The sequence below is a fragment of the Sedimentitalea sediminis genome (assembly GCF_042687825.1).
GTDB lineage: Bacteria > Pseudomonadota > Alphaproteobacteria > Rhodobacterales > Rhodobacteraceae > Sedimentitalea.
Map to the genome: position 1 here is coordinate 153,089 of NZ_JBHUQE010000004.1, position 14,627 is coordinate 167,715.

General features: G+C 65.7%; 13 protein-coding genes. 3 read left to right on the forward strand and 10 right to left on the reverse strand.

Features of this window, described 5'->3' with window-relative positions:
* The first annotated feature begins 115 nt into the window (after positions 1-115).
* Positions 116-838 carry a DUF4167 domain-containing protein gene (locus ACFMPD_RS05485; RefSeq protein ID WP_380992620.1) on the forward strand — a complete coding sequence of 241 codons (723 nt, stop codon included), beginning with the start codon at positions 116-118 and terminating at the stop codon, positions 836-838.
* A 186-nt stretch (positions 839-1,024) separates the two neighbouring features.
* On the opposite strand, the gene rsmA is transcribed toward ACFMPD_RS05485, so the two are convergent.
* From rsmA to lptF, 6 genes are all read right to left on the reverse strand, one after another.
* Complete coding sequence (rsmA, locus tag ACFMPD_RS05490; RefSeq protein ID WP_380992622.1) at positions 1,025-1,864, reverse strand: 16S rRNA (adenine(1518)-N(6)/adenine(1519)-N(6))-dimethyltransferase RsmA; 840 nt, start codon at positions 1,862-1,864, stop codon at positions 1,025-1,027.
* Between the two features lie 84 nt (positions 1,865-1,948).
* On the reverse strand, positions 1,949-2,914 hold the full coding sequence (gene pdxA, locus ACFMPD_RS05495; protein WP_380992624.1) for a 4-hydroxythreonine-4-phosphate dehydrogenase PdxA: 966 nt from the start codon (positions 2,912-2,914) through the stop codon (positions 1,949-1,951).
* Positions 2,911-4,158: a peptidylprolyl isomerase gene (locus ACFMPD_RS05500; protein ID WP_380992626.1), complete on the reverse strand. Its 1,248-nt coding sequence runs from the start codon at positions 4,156-4,158 to the stop codon at positions 2,911-2,913. The genes pdxA and ACFMPD_RS05500 overlap by 4 nt, the downstream gene beginning before the upstream one ends.
* A complete protein-coding gene (locus ACFMPD_RS05505) occupies positions 4,149-6,350 on the reverse strand; it encodes an LPS-assembly protein LptD (protein WP_380992628.1) in 2,202 nt (733 codons plus the stop codon). Before ACFMPD_RS05505 ends, ACFMPD_RS05500 begins: the two co-directional genes overlap by 10 nt.
* Positions 6,350-7,453, reverse strand: coding sequence for an LPS export ABC transporter permease LptG (gene lptG, locus ACFMPD_RS05510; protein WP_380992630.1), 1,104 nt, complete (start codon positions 7,451-7,453; stop codon positions 6,350-6,352). The genes ACFMPD_RS05505 and lptG overlap by 1 nt, the downstream gene beginning before the upstream one ends.
* The gene (gene lptF, locus ACFMPD_RS05515; protein WP_380992632.1) at positions 7,450-8,592 is read right to left on the reverse strand and encodes an LPS export ABC transporter permease LptF; all 1,143 of its coding nucleotides are present in this window, start codon (positions 8,590-8,592) and stop codon (positions 7,450-7,452) included. Before lptF ends, lptG begins: the two co-directional genes overlap by 4 nt.
* Positions 8,593-8,724: 132 nt before the next feature.
* Here lptF and ACFMPD_RS05520 point away from each other — a divergent pair, with 132 nt between their 5' ends.
* Together ACFMPD_RS05520 and ACFMPD_RS05525 are read left to right on the forward strand one after the other, a co-directional pair.
* The gene (locus ACFMPD_RS05520) at positions 8,725-10,203 is read left to right on the forward strand and encodes a leucyl aminopeptidase (RefSeq protein WP_380992634.1); all 1,479 of its coding nucleotides are present in this window, start codon (positions 8,725-8,727) and stop codon (positions 10,201-10,203) included.
* Positions 10,204-10,209: 6 nt separating this feature from the next.
* Entirely contained in the window at positions 10,210-10,668 is a 459-nt protein-coding gene (locus tag ACFMPD_RS05525; RefSeq protein WP_380992636.1) for a DNA polymerase III subunit chi, read from the forward strand.
* Between the two features lie 47 nt (positions 10,669-10,715).
* Here the strand turns inward: ACFMPD_RS05525 and ACFMPD_RS05530 are convergent, their stop codons facing one another.
* The 4 genes from ACFMPD_RS05530 to ACFMPD_RS05545 all read right to left on the reverse strand — a co-directional run bounded on the left by ACFMPD_RS05530 (position 10,716) and on the right by ACFMPD_RS05545 (position 14,530).
* Positions 10,716-11,297 carry a retropepsin-like aspartic protease family protein gene (locus ACFMPD_RS05530; RefSeq protein WP_380992638.1) on the reverse strand — a complete coding sequence of 194 codons (582 nt, stop codon included), beginning with the start codon at positions 11,295-11,297 and terminating at the stop codon, positions 10,716-10,718.
* A 55-nt stretch (positions 11,298-11,352) separates the two neighbouring features.
* Entirely contained in the window at positions 11,353-11,979 is a 627-nt protein-coding gene (locus ACFMPD_RS05535; protein WP_380992640.1) for a MarC family protein, read from the reverse strand.
* The gene (locus ACFMPD_RS05540; RefSeq protein ID WP_380992642.1) at positions 11,976-13,826 is read right to left on the reverse strand and encodes an ABC-F family ATP-binding cassette domain-containing protein; all 1,851 of its coding nucleotides are present in this window, start codon (positions 13,824-13,826) and stop codon (positions 11,976-11,978) included. Before ACFMPD_RS05540 ends, ACFMPD_RS05535 begins: the two co-directional genes overlap by 4 nt.
* Before the next feature lie 65 nt (positions 13,827-13,891).
* On the reverse strand, positions 13,892-14,530 hold the full coding sequence (locus tag ACFMPD_RS05545; protein WP_380992644.1) for a YceI family protein: 639 nt from the start codon (positions 14,528-14,530) through the stop codon (positions 13,892-13,894).
* Between the last annotated feature and the right edge of the window lie 97 nt (positions 14,531-14,627).

A 14,627-nucleotide genomic window follows, 5' to 3' on the forward strand; every position in this document is an offset into this window, starting at 1 on the left:
CTGCTGCAGCACGTCGGCGACACCAAGCCCCAAAAGTCGGTGATTCGGTGAATTTGAACGCACGAGGCGTGAAACGGATCACAAAGGCAGCGCAGACAAGGCTGACAGCAAGCACATGAGATCATCCAAATCACGTTCGCGGTCGAAATCGAACCGCAACCGGTCCCAAGGTGGTGGCAATGTCATCAATCGGGTGTTTGACAGCTCGGGTCCCGAGGGCAAGGTGAGGGGCACGCCGCAGCAGATCATCGAGAAATACAACCAGCTGGCCCGCGATGCGCAGCTGGGCAATGACCGTGTCGCGACCGAGAATTTCCAGCAGCATGCCGAGCATTACCTGCGACTGCTGGGCGAGGCGCAGCGCGAGATGGACGCCAAGCGCGAGGAGCAGGAACGCCAGAACCGTGAACGCCAGGCCGAGCGCGACCGCGAACGCGCCGAGCGCCAGGAACGCGAAGCGGCCGCGTCTGTCGCTGTCACACCCGCGGCCCCCGCGATGTCCGATCCCGGCGCGGCGCCGCAACCCGATGTTGTCGATCCGCGCGATGCAAGCGCAGACAGCAATGACAGTGGTCTGGTCGAGACGCCGGAAAGCGCGCCGAAAAAGCCGCGCCGGCCGCGCAGCCGCAAGCCGGTGGCCAAACCCGCCAATCCCGAGGCCAGCCAGCCCGAGACCGCTCAGCCTGCCGAGACCGCTCAGCCTGCCGAGGCCGGTGCCGCGGCGGGGGACAAACCGGGCGCAGGCCGGAAACGGACGCGCAAACCGGCCGCCGCCAAGGCAGATGCGGCCCCCAAGGCGGATAGCGAGACCGACGGCAACTCGGAAGCCGCGGAATAGAACCCGCACGCCGGTCGCAAGGCGTCACGGGCGGGTTATTATCCGATCATCCCGACCGGTTGGGCGGGTTTGGACAGTGGCGGCGGTGGCTGACGGTTTTGCCGCGCGCATTTTCTGCGTGACGGCACGGCAGTTCCTTCCGGGCCGCGCGTCCCGCCCGTCCGGCAGGTTTCGCAAACCGGCGCGTCAGGCGTCCAGTGCCCGCGCCAGGGCACAAAAACCTTCGAGCGGCACGCGTTCGGCCCGATCCGTCGGTTTCAGCCCGGCGCTGTGCAGGCGATCCTCGATATCCGGTGCCAGCCCCTTGAGAGCCGCGCGCAGCATCTTGCGGCGCTGGTTGAACGCGGCGGCAACCACCCGCGACAATGTCGCGGCATCTGCCTCGAATCGCGGACGGGGCAGCGCCGTCAGATGCACCACCGCACTGGACACTTTGGGTGGCGGCGTAAAGGCGTCGGGCGGCAGGGACATGGCGATCCGCGCGTCACTTCGCCATTGCGCCAGAATCGCCAGCCGGCCATAGGCCTTGCTGCCGGGCTGGGCGACGATGCGGTCCGCGACCTCGCGCTGGAACATGAGCGTCAGGCTTTGCCAGAAGGGCGGCCAGTCCGGCGGAGTCAGCCAGCGCACCAGCAGTTCGGTGCCGATATTGTAGGGCAGGTTGGCGGCGATGCGCACCGGCGGTGTCAGATGCGCCAGCGGGTCGATCTGCAAGGCGTCGCCCTCGATGACCTCTAGCCGGCCGGGATAGGCGGCAGCAATCTCCTGAAGCGCGGCGATGCAGCGCGCATCCTTTTCCACCGCCAGCACCCGCCGCGCGCCCTCGGCCAGCAGCCCGCGCGTCAGCCCGCCGGGGCCAGGACCGATTTCGAGCACGTCGCAGGCCGAAAGATCGCCGGCCTGACGGGCGATCTTGGCGGTCAAGTTCAGATCGAGCAGAAAGTTCTGGCCGAGCGACTTGCGCGCCGAAAGCTGATGCGAGGCAATGACCTGGCGCAGCGGGGGCAGGGTGTCGATGCGGCTCATGCGGCGGCTCCTGTCGCGCGGGGGGTCGGGGTTGCGCCGGCATTTTCATGCCTCCGGCGGGGATATTTCCGGCAAGAGGAAGCCTCAGTCGCCACGGGACATCCGCCGGGCAAGTTTCAGGGCCGCGATCAGGCTGGCGGGATTGGCCATGCCGGTGCCGGCAATGTCAAATGCGGTGCCATGATCGGGCGAGGTGCGGATGAACGGCAGGCCCAGGGTGACATTGACGCCATTGTCGAAATCCAGCGTCTTGATCGGGATCAGCGCCTGGTCGTGATACATCGCGATCGCCGCGTCATATTTTGCGCGGGCGGCGGCGTGAAACAGCGTGTCCGCCGGATGCGGTCCGCTGAGCAGGAAATCGTCGCAGGCCATGTCCGCCAGCAGCGGAGCGATCCAGTCCATTTCCTCGCGGCCCATGGCGCCGCCTTCGCCGGCATGGGGATTCAGCCCGGCGATTGCCAGGCGCGGTCTGCTCAGACCGAAATGCCGGCGCAGTCCGGCGGCGGTGATGGTGATGGTCTGGCGCAGCAGATCCGGGGTCAGCAGGCGGGGCACCTCAGCCAGCGCAACATGGATGGTGGCCGGAACCACCCGCAAACGGTCGCTGGCCAGCATCATCACCACCCGGTCGCATCCACCCAGGGCGCCCAGAAACTCTGTGTGTCCGGGATAGGCAAAGCCGGCGCCGTCGATCAGCGCCTTTTTGTGGATCGGCGCGGTGCAGACCGCGCAGGCCTGTCCGGATTGCACCAGCTTTACGGCGCGTTCGATCACCGCGATGACGCCGGTCGCGTTACGAGGATCGGGCTGCCCGGGTACCGACGCGGCGTTGAACCGGTGGGCCAGCACAGGCAGGCCATGGGCACTGGCCGCCGGGGCCTGCGCGGGCGCCTCGATCCCGATCACCGGAGTGTTGTCCGGCAGATGGCGCGGATCGCCGATCCAGAAGAACGGGCAGTCCGGCCCCAGTGCGCGCCATGCCCTGACGGCCAGTTCCGGTCCGATGCCTGCAGGTTCTCCGCAGGTCAGGGCAATCGGTGCGGTCATTTCTCGACGATCACCGCATCCGCTTGCAGCTGATCAAGATAGCTTTGCGCAAACGCCTGCAGGCGCTGCGAGACCAGCGCGTTCGCGACATCCGCGCGCGAAGCGTCCTCGTTGAGCGCGGCCGTGCGCCCGCACAGCATCAGATAGAGCAGTGTCTGACCGTTGGCGCGGGTCAGGGCGGTCGAACTTTCATTCTCGTCCAGCTTGGCCAGTTCGGTGGCGATGTCGCGCGGAATCTCGCCGGGCTTGCGGCTTTCGCGGACCAGCCGTTCGGGCGGCTGGTTCAGTGCGATTCCGTAGAGATCGTCACAGCTGTCGACCGCCGCGCCAATGCGCGCCGCTTCGGCCAGCGCCTCGGGGCTGCGGCCGCCGGGAATGGCATAGGTCGCATATTCGATGGCGGAATAGCGGGGTGCCGCGATGTTGGATTCCTGGATGCCGCGCATCTGGAACAGCGCGACGGCTTCGGGCAGGGCGATCGGGTCGGTGATCTCGCCGGGAGACAGGGCCAGAATGACCGGCCGCAGACCCGGTGGCAGCGCGTTCAGGTCCAGCCAGTTCATCCGACCCCCGCTATTGCGGGTCTGGGCGGCCGAATATTGCGTTGCTGCCTGTGAAAACGCTTGTTGACTGGTCAGCTGGGCGATTTCCTGAGCCAGGGCATCGACCTGTTCTGCGGTCTGCGGCGTCACCGGGATGATGATCTCGGACAGCAGCACGCGAATGCCGCTGCCACCGCCGGCGCTGCCCAGCGCGCGGTCGATCTCGGCTTCGGTCGGGCGCGCCTGCGACAGGAAACGAGCGCGGATCAGGTCGCGCCAGGCAACATTGACCTTGGCAAAATCCTGCAGGGTTTGCAGCGCCACCCCGCTCTGTTTCAGAGCGGCAATGAACTCTTCTGCGGACAGTTCGGTACGTGCGGCCAGTTCTTCGATACCGGCCTCGACATCTTCGGGTGAGATGCTCATGCCGGCGGCCTTGACGGCCTGCAGTTTCAGCCGATCCTCGATCAGCGCTTCGCGGGCCAATTGTCGGGGATTACCGGGCGCGCGCAGCAATTGCAGGAACAGGGCGCGTTGTTCCAGTTCGAACCGGGTGATCACCTGATCGTTGACCATGATCACCGGCGCGAACAGCCCCTGGGCGATGGCACTGCCGGCCAGCATGGTCAGCAACAGGCCCAAGGCGCCGCCCGTCAGGCGTCGCAGATGGGGTCGGAGTTTGCGCATAAGAGTCAACTGCATGCTTTTCTGTATTTCTCGGTTCCGCCTTCCACGGCAAAGCCGCGTAGAGCGATGGTAAAGCCGAAATCGGTGGAAGGCTCAACACTTGTTGACGAGGTATAGCGCCGCCGCAGGGAAATATCGACGGTTACGCACTCGTTGCGATAGATCAGACCGACCCCGGCGCGGGTGGCCCGGTCATCGGAAATATCGTAGCGCAGGTTGGCGCTGGCGGTCCAGCTGGGGTTGATGTTGTAATCGCCGTCGAACCACAATTCGGACAGCGGTTTGCCGCGGCCTTCGGCCGGGTCGGTGCCAAGCCAAAGATAGGTGCCAGCAAGGGACACGCGCGGCGTGTACCAGTTGCCGCGGAACTCGGCCTTGGCCAGGCTCAGCGAACCGTCGATCAGCCCGCGGCCGGTCAGCGCCAGGCCGGTGTCGGTCTTGAACTGCCCGGCGACCAGGATTGCCGACGTGGTGCCCGACAGGCCAGATGTGTTGGTAAAGGACGGATCGGCGGTCTTGCGAAACACCTGGCCGACGGTCGCCCAGGCCTGCCAGCCATCGGGGGCGTGCCGCGACCAGTTCAGGCCATAGACCAGCGTGCCGCCATCCTCGCGCCGGTCCGGCGCCGGAAAGCGCGACAGGGACACCAGGTTGCCCTGGTCGAACTCGACAAAGGTGCTTTCGTCATTTGGCGGATCTTCGCCGTTGACGTTGCTCCAGCCGAATTGCGCCATCGGTTCCAGATAGTGGGTCACGCCATTGGCCTGGGTGCGCTGCATCGGATAGCTGAGCGTCAGCGCCGTGCGGGGCGTGTGACGCAATATGGTGTCGGGATAGCGGCTGTCCTGGTTGATCCGGAACACATCGGCCGAGACGCCCATGCGCCAGTCGGCGCGCAGTCCGCTGGCGCCGATCCAGCTGCGCCGCCAGTCGATATCGGCGGTGGTGCGCATCACGTCGCGGCCCAACTGATCCTGAGATGAACTGCGTTCGTGCCCATGGGCCTCGAAGTTCAGGCGAAACTCGCCGCCCACCGCGGCGGGAAAATAGCGCCGCTCAAAGAACACGTCGCCCACCAGCAGCGGCTGGGTGGTCGAATCCTCGTCCCGCAGCGAGCGGAAATGGATGATATCGGCCTGAAAGGCGGTGTCCCGCCGCACCCGGAACAGCGCGACCTCGCTGCGCAGCCGGTCGACATCGGGCAGGCCGTAATCGGCGACATAGGCGTTGTCGCTGACCGCTTCGATCTCGAAACGCAGCTTGAAGTCGCGCGGCAGGTCGAACTGGCCCAGCCCGAACAGGTAGCCGCGCGAGGTATTGGGGATCAGGTCGTCGCGCGTATAGGCACCCTCAAAGGTGACGCGCCCGGCCTTGAACGCCTGCCGATAGCGGAAATCCAGCGTCCGGGTGCGCGAGGATACATAGGGCGCCAGGGTCAGGTCGCGCGAGTCGCCGAACGGGATGAAATAGGGCAGCCGCAGTCCGGTACCCAGTTGCGAGGTGGTGCGGACCGAGGGGATCAGAAAGCCCTTGGCGCGCTCCAGCGTCGGGTCGGGCAGGCGAAACCGCGGCAGATAGGCGATCGGCACATCCAGCACCCGAAACTGGGCGTCCTCGAAATAGAGCTGCCGCTCTTGCTGGTCGTGGATCACCTTGGTGGCCCGGATTTGCCACAGCGGCGGACGGCCGTCCTCGCAGACATGGCACGAGGTCACGGCGGTCTTATAAAGCTGCGTGTAACGGCCACTGACCCGGGTCATCTGCAGTGCCGCCAGCTGCAGCTGCTGATCCAGCACCATGCGGGCGCCGGTCAGCAACCCGTTCTGCAACTCGGAATCCATTTCGGCGGCATCCGCCAGGATCGTCACCGCGCCGCCCTGCTCGATGCGGATCGGACCGAGGATGCTCAGTTGGCCACTGCCGCGCTCAAACGAGATGCGCCGGGCGCGCAGGCGCACATCGTCATGAAACACCTCGACATTGCCCTCGGCGACCAGTTGGCGGTCGGGCGTGATATAGACATTGTCGGCCACCAGGATCGCCGGGACGGTCGCGGCCGGGGTGTCCGCAGAAACCGCGCCGGGACCGTCGTCGCGCGTGGCTTCCTGCTCGGTCTCCGATGCGGCGACCTGAGCGGCTGTCTGTGTCGCCGTTGCCGCGGCCAGCAGCAGTGCCAACCCGCACCCTATCCGATCGCGATACCGCATCAGCCGTCTTCCGCGTGCAGCAACAGACCGACCGTCAGCAGGATCGAGGCCACCGGCGGCGCCCAGGCGGCAAACGCGACCGGCAACTGGCCGTTCTCGCCAAGGATCTGAGCAAAATTCCGGATGAAATACAGGCCGAACCCCAGCAGAACGGCGGTCAGAACCGCGACACCGGTGCCGCCGAACCGGGTGTGGCGCATGGTAAAGGCGGCCCCCACCAGCACCATCGCCATCAGAAAGACCGGCCGCGCCAGTTCGACCTGAAACCAGACCTCGTGGCGTTTGGTGGCAAAGCCCGCCTGTTTCAGTTCTCGGATGGTGTCGGGCAAATCATAGATCGAGATCCCCGTCGGACGGCCCAGGCTGTCGCGGATACGATCTTCGGTCAGGGTGGTCGAGATGCGCAGCGTGTCGTGCTGCGCCGAGGTGGTCTCCGGGTTCAGCCCGGCGACCAACGGCCAGACCTTGGCCTGGCTGAGAATCCATTCGTCCTGGCGCAGTTGGGCGCTTTCGGCATGAATGCGCCGCACCGGACCGCCGCCGGGGGCATAGGTCAGGATGGTGACATCAAAGAGGGTGATCTCGTCCTCGTCGCCGCCAAAGCCGGTGGCGTGGATCACCGATTGTCCGCGTGCCGCCCCCTGGCGCAGCCACAGCCCCTCGCCGCTGAGCGACAACGCCGAGGGGCCGCCGGTGCGGTAGGTGTCGGCCAGTTGCTGATACCGTTGCGAGGTCGCCGCGACGATGGGGTTCAGCGTGCTGACCGCCAGCACGCCGATGACCAGCGCGACCAGCACCGGCCCGGCCAGCGCGCGGATGCCCGACCGCCCGGTGGCGCGGGTCACGACCAGTTCGCTGCTGCGGGCCAGGCCGACATACAGAACGATGGTCGACAGAATCATCAACAGCGGCAGAATCTCGTTCACCGCGGCCGGGGCGTTCAGCAGCATCAGACGGAACAACTGGCCAAAGCTGACATCGACGCCTTCGAACTTGCGCAACTGCTCGATCAGGTCGATCAGCATGATCAGCGTCAGGAACACCGATCCGATCAGCAGAAAGCTCTGGGTAAAGCGCCGCGCGAAGTACCGGTCTAGAATCATGTGGCGACCTCGGGCGTTTTCGCCTTGGCGCGGCGTAATCGCAACGACAGCGGGCGCGCGGCCATCTGCAGGAACAGCAGCGCCACGATCAGGCCGACGCCGGTCGGCAGATAGACCAGCGGCCACAGGTCCGGGTTTTTCATCACCGGTTCCGATACCACGCCGCGCAGCACTTCGAGAACAACCAGCAGGACAAAGGCCAGCAGGATCTGCCGCCACACGCCAAAGCGCGAAAACCCGCCCAGCAACAGCGTCGAAAACCCGATCAGCGTCACGGCGACGCAGATCAGCGCCCGCGCAAAACGCAGGTGCAGTTCTTCGGCCAGTTCGCCGGGCGGAAAGCCCTCGGCGCGGCTGATCGCGTCGGACCGGGTCAGCAACTCGGCGGTGGAAATCGTACGCATGCTGCGCGCACGCGACTCGCGTTTCTGAATCAAGGCGCTGATATCATAGGAAAAATCGGCGAACACCGTGGTCGACAGGGTTTGTGTGGTATTGTCCAGACGCTGCGCCAGCCCATCCACCATGATCAGGTTGGCGCGGCGGCCATCGCGCACCAGAAACGCCTTGGCACCGGTATAGGTGACCGACTGGGCCGGATCGCGCTGATCGGACAGGAAGACGTCGTTCAGGGCGCCGTCCGGTTCGATCTGGCGGATGTAAAAGGTGACGCCCGGGGCCGGGTGCAGGAAACTGCCCTCGGTCAGCAGCCGGGCCGTCACGTTGCGCGCCACCTCGGCCTCGCGCACCGCAAGCTGGCTGATCGAGGCGGGCAGCAGAACATGGGTCAGGATGCTCATCATGACGGCGGCGATCAGCCCGAATGCCAGCGCCGGGCGCGCCAGTTGCCACGGGCTGGACCCGGTCGCCTGCATCACCGTCAATTCGCTTTCGTTGTTCAGCCGGTTGGTCACGTAGACCGACGCGGCAAAGGCGGCCATCGGCAGGACCATGCGGATCAGGTTGGGCAAGGTCAGAGCGGTGAATTCCAGGAACACCATGGCCGACTGGCCATCGCCGATCAGCCGGTCAAACAGTACAACGGCACGGTTGATCCAGAACACCGCAACAAGGATCAATGCAAAGAACCCGAACAGCAACAGGTATTGCGACAGGACATATCTGTCGTAGCGTGACACTGCGCTTCCCCTGTTTGCCTGCATTTTGTTGGGCGCGACCCTACTGCAATTCCTATGCGGCGAAAACTGCTATCTGGTCAAGCCGGGCAGGGCGCGATACCTGTGGGCGAGACGCGAACAGGGAGCCCGAACATGAGCCGTTTGACACCGATCCGATTTCAGGACACCGATCTGGATGCCATCGCCGAGGCCTCCGGACGTGTGGCCATTCTGGTGACCCCCGAAGGCAAGCTTGACCTCGGCGGGCGCAGGGTCAACCGGCTGACGCGCGGTGCCGTGGCGCGACTTGTCGCCAGCGACCGGTTTGCCAAGGCGAAATCGGGGCAGGTCATCAGCCTGGCCTGGCCCGCCGGCCTGGCGGCCGACGCTCTGGATATACTGGTGCTGGATCGCAAGGCCGACAAGGTCGCGGCCCGCAAGGCCGGGGCGGCCCTGGCCAAGGTCAAGGACAAGGCGGCTTTGACCCTGCTGGCGGGCAACGCCAAAGAGGCGGCGGACCTGGCCCTGGGGCTGGCTCTGCGGGATTACCGTTTTGACGCCTATAAATCCGCCGGGGACGACCCGCAGGACAGTGGCGCAGTGGTCATGTATCACAGCCGGTCGCAGGAGATCGCCGATGCCGCAGCGCCTTTGCTGGCCGTGGCCGAGGGCGCGCATATGACCCGCGATCTGGTCAACGAGCCGGCCAATGTGCTGACCACCACGGAATTTGCCGCGCGCCTGGCCGAAATGACCGAGCTGGGTCTGACCGTCGAATTGCTGGAAGAGGATGAACTGGAAAAGCTGGGCATGCGCGCGCTGCTCTGTGTCGGGCAGGGGTCGGCCAGCCCGTCGCGGGTGGTGGTGATGCAATGGAATGGCGGTGCCGCGGATGACGCGCCGCTGGCGCTGGTCGGCAAGGGCGTGGTGTTTGACACCGGCGGCATCTCGCTGAAACCGGCCGCCGGCATGGAAGACATGACCATGGATATGGGCGGTGCCGGCGTGGTGGCCGGCACGATGCGGGCGCTGGCCCTGCGCAAGGCCCGGGCCAATGTGGTCGGGCTGGTCGGGCTGGTCGAGAACATGCCCTCGGGCGAGGCCACGCGGCCCGGCGATGTGGTCCGGTCGATGCAGGGTACCACGATCGAGGTGATCAATACCGATGCCGAGGGGCGTTTGGTGCTGAGCGATGTGATGTGGTATGCGCAGGACCGGTTCAAACCGACGGCGATGATCGATCTGGCGACCCTGACCGGCGCCATCATCATCGGGCTGGGGCATGAAAACGCCGGGGTCTTTTCCAATGATGACGATCTGTGCAACGCGTTTCTAAAGGCCGCCGGGGCCGAGGGAGAAGGCGCCTGGCGGATGCCGCTGGGCAAGGCCTATGACGACCTGATCAAGTCGCGCATCGCCGATATCAAGAACACCGGCGGCCGTCCCGCCGGGTCGATCACCGCCGCGCAGTTCCTGGCCCGGTTCGTCAAGGAGGATACCCCCTGGATCCATCTGGACATCGCCGGCGTGGCCTCGGTCAAAAGCGACACCGATTTTGCCCCCAAGGGCGCCACCGGCTGGGGCGTTGCGGCGCTGAACCGGCTGGTGCGGGACCGGTTCGAACAGGAATAGCACCCCATGGGCGCGGCCTATTTCTATCACCTGACGCGGCATTCCATGGATCAGACCCTGAGCGTGCTGCTGGGCAAGGCGCGTCAGGCGGGCTGGCGCATCGCGGTGCGGGGCACCGATCCGGACCGCATGGCCTGGCTGGACGAAAAACTGTGGCTTGGGCCCGAGGACGGGTTCCTGCCGCATGGGCTGGCCGGCGGAGCGCATGATGCGGATCAGCCGATCCTGCTGACCACCGGGGTCCAGGCGGCAAATGCGCCCGAATGTCTGTTCGCGGTGGACGGGGCCGAGGTCGGCGCCCCCGAGGTGGCGGCGCTGGAACGGGTCTGCATCCTGTTTGACGGCAATGACGAACAGGCGGTTCAGCACGCCCGGGTGCAATGGAAGACTCTGACCGATGCCGGCTGTTCGGCGCAATACTGGTCCGAAGCCGCCGGCCACTGGGAAAAGAAGGCGGAAAAATGAGCCGTCGACCCGCGCCGCTGCGGCGGGGCAGGTGTAGGGTCGGGCGATCAGCGCGTCAACACCAGCGCGTCTCCGGTGATCTCGATTTTTTCCCAGCGCCGCAGATAGGCCATGCCCAGCAGCGACTGATCCATCTCGCCCTGGTTGACCCAGGCCCGCACGTCGCGGTCCAGCGCCGGCCCCAGTTCCACACGCTCCAGCGCGATCGGCGCCGTGCGTACCAGCCCGTTGGCGGTGTTGGCGCGGCCCATATAGGCCAAATTCGCCAGATCAATGCCGACTCTTGCTGCATCGTCGCGGGTCAGCACCATGTCCGACGCACCCGTGTCGATCAGAAAATCGACCGGTTTTTCGTTGATCATCAAGGTCAGGTAATAATGCCCGTCCGGGGCGCGCGGCACTTCGACCTGGCCGGTCGAGGCAAAGACCGACTGGCTGGGGCGCAGGGTCTGGCGAATGTCGTCCCAGACGCCGATGGCGGCAATCACACCGACAAAGATCAGCCCCCAGGCCAGCGCCTGCTGCACGGTGCGGCCCAGCGACCTGCGGTTGCCGGCGACGAACCAGGTCAGCACCATGGCCAGCAAAAGCAGCAGATAGATCAGGTTGCCCCAGTCCAGAGAATTCATATGTGGCGGTCTCGCGTCATGGCGCAGATAGATATAGGTACGATCCGCGCCTTGCCTAGCCGGCCATGCCGAAATCGCGCAGTCCGTCCAGCACGAACTGGACCGCCAGGGCCGCCAGCAGCATCCCCAGCAGGCGTGTCACCACATTGATTCCCGTCTTGCCCAATGCGCGCGCCAGCACGCCGCTGATCAGGAAGAACGCAAAGGCCACCGTTACCACGGCGATCATCACCGCGACCACCAGAACCAGCCCTTCAACGCCGGGTTTCTGCCCGCTCAGCAGGATCATCGTCGCAATCGAACCAGGGCCGGCGATCAGCGGAATCGCCATGGGAAAGACCGAGGGGTCGGGGACGTCGTCCTCGGCTTCGGCCTGTCCGGCGCGGCGTTTGCTGCGGCGCTCGAACAGCATTTCCAGCGCCGTCAGAAACAGCAGGATGCCGCCCGCGACGCGAAAGGCCGGCATCGAGATGCCGATAAAACCCAGCACCGACTCGCCGAAGGCGGAAAACAGCGTCAGGATCAGGATGGCCGTGATGCAGGATCTCAGCGCGATGGCGCGACGGCGCGCGGCGTTCATGCCCTGGGTCAGGGCCATGAACATCGGTGTCAGACCGATCGGATCAATGATCACGAACAGGGTGACAAAGGCGGTGATCAGAAAGCCGGTATCGACGGTCACTTTTCGGCGGTCTCCAGCTTTTCCAGGGCCGTCATCCACAGCGTTTCGGCGCGGTCCAGCCCTTCCATCACTTCGGCGTATTTGCGTTGCCAAACCTCGGCCTCGCCTGCCTTGCCATCCTCGTACAGCGCCGGGTCGGCCAGCTTCGCGGCCAGCTTGTCGCGCATCTGGTTCAGCTTCTGGACGCGCTCCTCGCCTTTGCGCACCTCGGAGCGCAGCGCCAGGATAGCATCGCGCGAGGGGCGCTTGGGTTTGGGCTTGGGCGGCGCGGTTTTGGCGGCCGGCTTGTCGCGGCTCAGCAACATGCTGCGATAGGCGGGCAGATCGCCGTCATAGGGTTTGACCGTTCCCCCCGACACCAGCCACAGGCGGTCAGCGACCAGAGACAGCAGATGCATGTCATGGCTGACCAGAATCACCGCGCCGGAATAGGCGGTCAGGGCCTCGACCAGGGCCTCGCGCGATTCGATGTCCAGATGGTTGGTCGGCTCGTCGAGAATCAGCAGATGCGGCGCGGGCAGGGTGGCCAGCAGCAGCGACAGCCGCGCCTTTTGACCGCCCGACAGACGCCCGACCGCGGTTTCGGCCTGATCCGGTCCCAGCCCAAAGCCGGCCAGACGGGCGCGCAGTTTCGCCTGACCTTCGGCGGGGCGTTCGCGCAGCAGGTGTTGCAGCGGTGTTTCCTCGACGCGCAATTCCTCGACCTGATGCTGGGCGAAAAAACCGATCCGCAGCTTGTTGGATTTGGTCATCTTGCCGGCCATCGGCGCCAGCCGGTCGCTGAGCAGCTTGGCCAGGGTGGATTTGCCCTGACCGTTCTTGCCCAACAGTGCGATGCGGTCGTCCTGATCGATGCGCAGGTTCAGATCGCGCAGCACCACGGTGTCGCCATAGCCGGTGGTGACCCCCTCGGTGGCGATGATCGGCGGTGACAGTTCTTCGGGTTCCGGAAAGCTGAACACCGTGCGCGCGGCATCCTCCGGCGCACGAATGGTCTGCATCTTTTCCAGCATCTTGACCCGGCTCTGGGCCTGTTTCGCCTTGCTGGCCTTGGCCTTGAACCGGTCGACAAAGGCCTGCAGATGGGCGCGCCTTGCGTCCTGTTTCTTGGCCGCGGCGGCCTGAACGGCGCGGTTGGCGGCGCGCTGGCGGGCGAACTGGTCGTAATTGCCTGCGTAATAGGTCAGGCCGCGGTTCTCCAGATGCAGGATACCGCCGACCGCGCGGTTTAAGAGATCGCGGTCGTGGCTGATGATGATCACCGTATGGGGATAGCGCGCCAGGTAGTTTTCCAGCCACAGCGCGCCTTCGAGATCGAGATAGTTGGTCGGTTCGTCCAGCAGCAGATAATCGGGCCGGGCAAACAGCACCGCCGCCAGCGCCACTCGCATCCGCCAGCCGCCGGAAAAGGCGCTGCAGGGCATCAGCTGTTCCTCGGCGTCAAACCCCAGCCCGCGCAGGATCGACGAGGCGCGGCCCTCGGCGGACCAGGCGTCGATATCGGCCAGCCGGGTCTGCACCTCGGCGATGCGGGCCGCGTCGGTGGCGGTTTCCGCCTCGGTCAGCAGAGCGGCGCGTTCCGTGTCGGCGGCCAGTACCGTGTCCAGCAGCGACACGTCGTTGCCGGGCACCTCTTGTGCCACGCCGCCGATGCGGGCGCGGGCGGGCAGGGTGATCGAACCGCCCTCGAGATGCAACTCGCCCCGGATCAGCTTGAACAGCGTGGTCTTGCCGGCGCCGTTGCGTCCGATCAGCCCGACCTTGTGGCCGGCCGGAATGGTGGCGCTGGCAGCTTCGAACAGCGGGCGGCCCTCGACGGAATAGGTCAGATCGGTGATGCGTAACATGGGCGCGGTGTGGCGCAGCCGCGATCCACTGTCAATCGGGCCGCTGCCAATCGGGCGCGGACAGTCTATGGCGACGCCGCACCGGTGCCGATGAATTCCGCCTCGATGCGCACCGTCACCTCGTCCCCGACCCCCATGCGGGTGCCCGGCGCGGGCACGCCGGCGGTCATGCCGAAAGCCGAGCGGCTGAACCGGGTCTCGGCGGAAAATCCCAGGCGTGGGTGTGGTTCCAGGAACCCGGCCGGATAGGCGCCGTTGAACCGGGCCTGCAACGTCAGCGGCGTGCTGGCGCCCAGCAGGGTCAGGGTGCCGTCGATACGGGCGGTGTCCTCGCCTGTCAGGGTCACCGCGTCGGCGACATAGATGATTTCGGGATGGGTGGATGCATCGAACCATGTCGGGCCCAGCATGTCGTCCAGAAATCCCGGCGGCGGTGCCGGCAGGTCCAGCGAGGCCACCTCGATTCGCACCGTCAGTCGGGCACTGGCCGGGTCGGACGGGTCCAGATCGAGCTGCGCGTCGACACGATCGAACCCGGCGACGAACTGGCTGAGGCCCAGATGATCGACGGAAAACACCACGATGCCATGTGCCGGATCCAGCACAAACCGCTGCGCCGGAATGCCATCGGCGGCCTGGGCTGCGGCCTCGCCGCCTGTCACCAAGGCCATCAGCAATGCGGCTGTGCGAAAGAGGGGCGTCACTGGCGAACTCCTTTTGCCGATGTGCGGCTTGCCAGCATCATGAGGCAGGTTCCGGCGGCGGGCAACTCAGCTTCTCGTGTGGTCGTCTCGCGACGCC